Below are 7616 nucleotides of genomic sequence, written 5' to 3'. Positions count from 1 at the left end.
TTCCCCCTTATCCTAACTTTCCTACAGGACTAAGTCAACCCTGTAGGATTCGCTTCGCTCAGTTTTCTTGGTTGGTCAAAATTCATCTCACCGTTAAGCCTTCGGCTATAACGGGAGTCCTCTTTTGACACTTGAGATAGTAATAATTCTCAATTAGCACTGTAGTCTAAGCCAAGCGATCCCCGTGGCTCATCGGCACAAAACGTCACATTTAATGGAATGAACTCAGAGCACGGGTTAAAGAGGGTGCATCTCACGTTTGCAGATTCCCATGGCTCGCCAGAGATCACCCTCATCCCCAGCCCTTCTCCCGCCGGAGAAGGGAGAAAAAGCCCTCTCCTGAGGGAGAGGGTTGGGTGAGGGATTGCATCACTGAGATGCCCCCGTTAAAGAACTTGGATGGTTAGATGGCGCGATCGCTGGCGGGCATTGCGGTCATTCTCTGTGGTGCGATCGTCTCGCTCGCTGCCCTGATTCAGGGGATCAAACAATGCAGGCGAGGTCAACAGTGGCGCGTTATGGATCAGCCGTAGCCGGTGGGAGAGGGCCAAAAGCGGGATTCACCCCGATAGAATGGGGAAATGTTTGGAAATTGTTACCCAGTCATGACGATCGCTTACTTTACCCTCCATGAGTCAACTGCATAGCGGCTTCACCCTCTTCATTAGCTTATTAGTGGAGGCCTTGCCCTTCCTTTTGTTGGGGATTCTTCTCTCCAGTGCCCTCCTGTTCTTTGTCGATGAACAGCAATTAATCAAACGGATGCCCCAAAACTCTATTTTGGGGGCATTTTTTGGCAGTTGCGTGGGGTTCTTGTTCCCGGTGTGTGAATGTGGCAATGTTCCGGTGGCGCGGCGATTGCTCACCCAGGGAGCACCCACCTCTGTCGCCATTGGCTTCCTGCTCGCGGCTCCGACGATTAACCCGATCGTGATTTGGGCCACCTGGGTCGCCTTTCGGGATCAGCCCCAAGTGGTGGTGCTGCGCATTGTGTTTTCGTTAATTGTGGCGACGATTATCGGCTGGATTTTTAGTTTCCAACGTGACCCCCGCCCGATGATGCAGCCGGATTTGGCGAAACGGGTACTATACCGGATTCAAACGCGCCAAGAGCCAGAACGCCCGCCCCTCTTGCAGTCGGGAACCTATTTACTCGGTCAGGGGGAATCCCCGTTGCGCTTGGAAATGGCGACCCCGGATGATCTCCCGCGTGCGCAACCCGTCGATCGCTTCTCGTCGGCGAATATGCGGCTGTTTTTGGAAAACATGGTGATGGAACTGCGGGAGTTGGGGGGGATGTTGGTGGTGGGAAGTGCGATCGCTGCCTCGATCCAAGTCCTGGCCCCCCGTGAATTGGTGGTGAGCTTGGGACAAGGGCCGCTCACCTCAATTTTGGCGATGATGCTGCTGGCGGCAGTGGTGTCAATCTGTTCAACGGTGGATGCCTTTTTCGTCCTCGCCTTTGCCTCCACCTTCACCACTGGGTCACTATTGGCGTTTATGGTCTTCGGGCCGATGGTGGATCTCAAGGCCGCCGGGCTGTTGTTGTCGATTTTTAAACCCAGGGTGATTATCTATCTGTTTGCGATCGCCGCTCAACTCACCCTCCTCTTGACGCTATCCTACAGTTACTTCTTCTAAAGCTTCCCCCAGAACCCCCAACAAGCCGCCCAACGGTTTCCCCTACTGTCTTTTTTTTGTCGGTGCTGCCATGCTGCGTTTACAACGCCTTTATCCCAAAATTTCCCCGTGGCTTGATGTCTTTGCCCTCCTAAACTGGGGACTTTTGCTGATCAAATTTCGCCTCGCTGGTCAACTGCAACTGTTGATCCACCCCAACTACAATCTCCTCGTTTTTATCGCGGGAATTGGCTTTGTGATCCTCAGTGCCCTCCGCGCCAAAAGCCTCGTCAGTCGCAGCCAACGCCCCACCAACCCCATGCAGCACGTCACCCTCTTTCCCCCCGGCTTAGGGGCAGGTCTTCTCCTGGGAACGGCGATCCTCGGCTTCATCATCCCCCCCGCCATCCTCTCTAGTGAAGTCGCTCTCCAACGCGGCGCAGGGGAAAGCCTTCCCTACACCCGCGTCGAAGCCCAATCCTTCTACAACCCCATCCAACCCGAAGACCGTAGCCTGATTGACTGGGTGCGCACCCTCAACGCCTATCCCGAACCGGATGCCTACACCGACCAAGCCGTAGACGTGACCGGCTTCGTGGTGCATCCCCCCACATTGCCGGATAATTATCTGCTCCTGTCGCGGTTTGTGATTTCCTGCTGTGCCGTCGATGCCTACCCCATTGGCTTACCCGTGCAACTCCCCGGCAATCAAGACGACTACCCCCAAGACAGTTGGCTCCAAGTCCAAGGCACGATGACCACCGAAGACCTCGACGGACGGCGACAATTAGTGATCGCCGCCGATACGATCGAAACCATCCCCACCCCCCGCGATCCCTACGAGTTTTAAAGAAGGGCGGAAATTAAGAGACAATGGATGAATTAGGGTGTGATTTGGCTCAGATGGCGGGTTAGCTTAACAATAGAGCAGTGCGATCGCCCTCCTTCAGCCAGATTCTGAATATTTCCTCACCTGATCTCTACAATGTTGAAATCACTTCCCCAATACCTTAATCTTCCGCGTCCATCCGTCCCCCTGATCGGCGCGATCGCCATCGGACTCAGTGCGATCGCACCAGAAGCGATCGCCCTCACCCTCAACAGCACCTCCGGCAGTTGGAGTAATCCCGTCGCCGGAGACTTGATCAACTATCAAACCGTCGATCGTGAAACCCAAGTGCGCTGGGGATATCCCGCCTATTGGGTTCCCACCGGCGGCAAAAGTGGTTTAGGCTTTCTCGGCGTGGGTGAAACAGAGATTCAATCAGGAGATATTTTCAACCTGGGCCGACTCCGCCACTACAACAAAACAATTTGGTACGGTGCGCCCTATGCCGTGGATTTAAGCCTAAATTTAGACTTGGCAGACGTGGGATTAAAAACCTTTAACTACACCCTCGCCATCGAAGAAACCCCCAACAGCGGAACCTGTGCCTATTATTCTGTGACCGCCTGCGCCGATCGCATTGTCTGGAATAACGCCCTCGCCACAGAACAGTTTGAACTCAATGGCAGTCAGTACACCCTAGAACTCGCCGGGTTTAGCTTCGGGTTTGGGGATGACTTGATGGATGAATTCATCTCCCAAGAAGGGGGCAACAGCGATGCCTATCTCTATGCAAAATTGACGGTCATTGAGCCGCCATCTCCCAAAACCAGCCTGCCGGTAACCAGCACCCCAGAACCTGGCTCGTTAATTGCGATCGCCGCTGCCCTCGGTTCCGGCTATCTCGCCAAACATCGTCAATCTTGACACTTCCCGCTCACCCACGAAGACCGCTCAAAAGTAGGCTAGGATCAGAACCCTAGCCTACTTTTAGGATTTTCATGCACCGCATCGCAGCCACACCCGGCGGGTGGACACCCGACACTGATGGGGTCATCTTCATCGCCCAAACCCCCGCCCCGATCATCATCCTCACCAGCGCCGACACCGAAATTCAAACCCTCGCCGCCGCCCTCCCCAACCTCCCCGCCGACTTTCCCGACGTGCGAGCCGCGAACCTCCTCCAACTCCAACAACCCCTCAGCATTGACGACTACGCCGACCAGGTATTGAGTCAGGCGCGGGTGATTGTGTTGCGACTGTTGGGGGGGCGATCCTATTGGTCCTATGGCTTAGAAGTCGTGAAAGAGGTGGCGGCGAAAACCGGGGCATTGCTCTGTGTGCTGCCCGGTGACGATCGCCCCGATCCTGAACTGATCAGCCATTCCACCGCATCCCTCCGGGTGGTCAATCAACTTTGGCACTATTGGATTGAAGGCGGCGTAGAAAATATTGCCCAAGGATTGCGCTGGGTGAGCAATCACGGCTTAGGGACAGAGTACGCGATTCAATCCCCTCAACCTGTGCCCCGTTTAGGCCGTTTATCAAGACCCCTCACCCAACCCTCTCCCGCAGAAGAGGGCTTAAGCCTCCCTACTCCTGTGGGAGAAGGGCCGGGGATGAGGGCATTCGGAATAGTGGGCATTTTATTCTATCGCGCCCATTATTTAGCGGGAAATATCGCCCCGATTCAATCCCTGTGTGATGCGTTACACGCCAAGGGAATTACACCGCAACCGGTGTTTATTTCGTCATTACAAGACCAGGAATTACAAGCTGAATTATTAACAGAATTAGCCGGAATTGATGTACTGATTAATACCACCAGTTTTTCTCTGGCAAAATTAGGGCAAGAACAGCAACCCAAACTATGGGGTGCGTTGAATGTGCCGATTATTCAAGCCATTTTGAGCGGCGGTACTGAAGCCCAATGGGAGGAGGGAGCGCAGGGATTAAGTCCCCGTGATGTGGCGATGAATGTGGCCTTGCCGGAAGTCGATGGGCGGATTATTGGGCGGGCTATTTCGTTTAAATCTGTGGCAACGCGCCATGATCAGTTAGAAACCGATCTGGTGGTGTATCAACCGAGGCGCGATCGCATCACCTTCATCGCCGACCTCGCCGCCCAATGGGTTAACTTGCGGCGCAAGTCGAAGCGCGATCGCCGCGTTGCCCTGATCCTTGCCAACTATCCCAACCGTGATGGCCGCCTTGCCAATGGGGTGGGATTGGATACGCCCGCCAGTTGTGTGGCTATCCTCAACGCTTTACAAGCAGAGGGATACAAGATCGACACCATCCCCCAAGACGGCGATGATCTGATCCGGCAACTCACCGCAACTGTGACCAATGATCCGGAAAGTTGGGGCGTGCGTCGGGTGAATCAATCCCTCAGTGCGGCGGACTATCGCGCCTATTTTGCCACCTTGCCGGAGGCGGTGCAACAGGGTGTTATTGCTCGCTGGGGGGAATTTGACCGGGAGGCAATTCAAGTTGCGGGGCTGCAATGGGGCAATCTTTTCATCGGAATTCAACCCTCGCGGGGCTACGATCGCGACCCCAGCCTCAACTATCACGCCCCGGATTTAGAACCCACCCATGACTATCTCGGCTATTACGCTTGGGTGCGATCGCAGTTTGGGGCCGATGCGATCGTGCATGTGGGCAAACATGGCAATTTGGAATGGTTGCCGGGGAAAAGTTTGGCCCTTTCTAATCACTGTTATCCGGAAGTTGCGTTAGGCGCAATCCCGAATTTTTATCCCTTTATTGTCAATGATCCGGGGGAAGGTTCCCAGGCCAAACGACGCAGCCAAGCGGTGATTTTAGACCACCTCACGCCACCGTTAACCCGTGCGGAATTGTACGGGCCATTGCAGCATATTGAAGCCTTGATCGATGAATATTACGAAGCCCAAACCCTCGATCCATCGCGGTTAAATTTAATCGGCGATCGCATCACCGAGGCCGTCCAAGCCTGCAACTTTAACCAAGATTTAGGCATTGATGCTGTAGATCGCCAATCTCTCGCGGCCTTTCTCACCCGTGCCGATGGCTATCTTTGCGAACTCAAAGAAGCCCAAATTCGCGACGGTTTACATATTTTCGGCCAGGTTCCCACGGGGCGACAATGGCGGGATTTGGTGATTGCGATCGCCCGTGCGCCCGGCTTCAATCACTTGGGCTTGACGCGGGCGATCGCTACGGATCTCGGCTATGATCCCGACCTTCTCAACGAAGACTACAGCACAGCGATCGCTACGCCTGACTCTCCCCAAAAAACCGTTGGCGATCTCGTGGAATACCTCGAACAAACTGCGATCGAACTGATCGAAACCCAAGTTATGCAGACCCTCACCCAACCCTCTCCCGCTGGAGAGGGCTTAAGGCTCCCTGCTTCCGTGGGAGAAGGGCCGGGGATGAGGGCACTAGGCCCCGCCACCACCCAAGAATTACACTGGATCACCACCACCTTAATCCCCAACCTGGCCCAAACCCGCCACGAAATCACCCAACTGCTGCGGGGCTTAAATGGGGAATACATCCCCGCCGGGCCCAGTGGTGCGCCCACCCGTGGCCGTCCGGAAGTCCTCCCCACGGGCCGCAATTTTTACTCCGTCGATATTCGCGCCATCCCCACAGAAACCGCCTGGTCAGTGGGGCGCGTCGCCGCCGAGCGGGTGATCGAACGTTACACCCAAGAGGAGGGGGACTATCCGCGCCGCCTCGCCCTCTCGGTGTGGGGCACATCGACGATGCGCACCGGGGGCGATGATGTGGCTCAAGCTCTGGCCTTGTTGGGGGTGCAGCCGATTTGGGATGGGTTGGCGCGGCGGGTGGTGGATTTTGAGGTGATGCCTCTGGCGGTGTTGGGGCGGCCGCGGGTGGATGTGATGCTGCGGATTTCAGGCTTTTTCCGGGATGGGTTTCCCAATTTAATCGATCTCCTCGATCGCGCCATTACCACCGTTGCCCAACTCGACGAACCCGCCGACCAAAACCCCCTCGCCGCCCAAGTGGAGTGCGATCGCACCCATTGGCAGGCCGCCGGACTCCCCCCCGACCAAGCCCAAGCCCGCGCCCAATATCGAATTTTTGGCTCGAAACCGGGAGCCTATGGGGCGGGGTTGCAGGGGTTGATTGAGGCGCAAAACTGGACGAGTGATGCAGATTTGGCGCGGGCCTATATGAACTGGAGCAGTTACGCCTATACGGGGTCAGGTCAGGGCCATGCCGCCCCGGAAGCTTTTGAACGGCGGTTAAGCGATCGCCAAATTGTTCTTCATAACCAAGACAATCGCGAACATGACTTGCTGGATTCCGATGATTATTATCAATTTCAAGGCGGTTTAACCGCTGCCGTGCGCCATGTGTCCGGACAGCAACCGATCACCTATTTCGGCGACAATTCCCAACCCCAAAACCCGAAAGTCCGCAGCCTCGCCGCTGAAATCACCCGCGTCTATCGTTCCCGCGTCGTCAATCCGAAATGGATCGCCGGGGTGATGCGTCACGGTTACAAAGGGGCGTTTGAGTTGGCGGCGACGGTGGATTATTTATTTGCCTACGATGTGACGGCCCATTGTGTGGAGGATTTTATGTATCAAGGGGTGGCGGAGGCTTATGTCTTAGATGAGGCGGTGCGATCGTTTATCGAGGCGAAAAATCCCTGGGCCTTACGGGATATGACCGAGCGTTTACTCGAAGCCCATCAGCGCGGCCTCTGGCAACAGGTTGATCCCGCGCTTTTGGATCAACTTCGCAACATTGTCCACGCTGCTGAAGCCCAAGTAGAGCAGACGTTAACCGCCTCAGATGAACGGTGTTGAAATCCGGTTCAGTACGTCCCCAAGCTCCTCACCCCAGCCAGGACTTGAGATTCCTTGCTGCGATCGCAATCCTCAATCCGATCGGAACAGGCAAACCAGACAATCCCCCGCCCATGCCCGTGCCAGAGCCTGCGATCGCAATCCTCAATCCGATCGAAACAGGCAAGGGGCTTAAGCCCCTTGTTTCTCAAGGCTGAAGGTATGAATGCTCCCCCACCTGCTGGCGCGAGGTGTAGGTGTCTTATTACAAGGCGTTAGCCCTTGCACAAGGCGGCATTCTCACCGTGTCCTGGGAACTTTTGCCCAGCAACACCCCCAAGTTGTTTCCACTCTGGGGCTTT

Annotated in this window: 4 protein-coding genes; all 4 read left to right on the top strand. The window is 55.5% G+C overall.

Annotated features, from left to right (window positions below; genetic code table 11):
- Positions 1–630 precede the first annotated feature (630 nt).
- The 4 genes from PN477_RS14895 to cobN all read left to right on the top strand — a co-directional run bounded on the left by PN477_RS14895 (position 631) and on the right by cobN (position 7275).
- Positions 631–1641, top strand: a complete 1011-nt coding sequence (locus PN477_RS14895) for a permease (RefSeq protein ID WP_272121184.1) — start codon at positions 631–633, stop codon at positions 1639–1641.
- Between the two features lie 70 nt (positions 1642–1711).
- Positions 1712–2470, top strand: coding sequence for a TIGR03943 family putative permease subunit (locus PN477_RS14890; protein WP_272121182.1), 759 nt, complete (start codon positions 1712–1714; stop codon positions 2468–2470).
- A gap of 135 nt (positions 2471–2605) precedes the next feature.
- Positions 2606–3373, top strand: coding sequence for a choice-of-anchor K domain-containing protein (locus PN477_RS14885; RefSeq protein ID WP_272121180.1), 768 nt, complete (start codon positions 2606–2608; stop codon positions 3371–3373).
- A 74-nt stretch (positions 3374–3447) separates the two neighbouring features.
- On the top strand, positions 3448–7275 hold the full coding sequence (cobN, locus tag PN477_RS14880) for a cobaltochelatase subunit CobN (protein WP_272121178.1): 3828 nt from the start codon (positions 3448–3450) through the stop codon (positions 7273–7275).
- The last annotated feature ends 341 nt before the right edge of the window (positions 7276–7616 follow it).

The organism is Spirulina subsalsa CS-330, assembly GCF_028330765.1.
Lineage (GTDB): Bacteria > Cyanobacteriota > Cyanobacteriia > Cyanobacteriales > Spirulinaceae > Spirulina > Spirulina subsalsa_A.
Note: the sequence above shows the minus strand (reverse complement) of the source record. Positions and strands in the feature narration are given on the sequence as shown.

Bases quoted from the DNA above. Each gene is read 5' to 3' on its own strand.
- PN477_RS14895 (WP_272121184.1), top strand. From the start codon at position 631: ATGAGTCAACTGCATAGCGGCTTCACCCTCTTCATTAGCTTATTAGTG.
- PN477_RS14890 (WP_272121182.1), top strand. From the start codon at position 1,712: ATGCTGCGTTTACAACGCCTTTATCCCAAAATTTCCCCGTGGCTTGAT.
- PN477_RS14885 (WP_272121180.1), top strand. From the start codon at position 2,606: ATGTTGAAATCACTTCCCCAATACCTTAATCTTCCGCGTCCATCCGTC.
- cobN (WP_272121178.1), top strand. From the start codon at position 3,448: ATGCACCGCATCGCAGCCACACCCGGCGGGTGGACACCCGACACTGAT.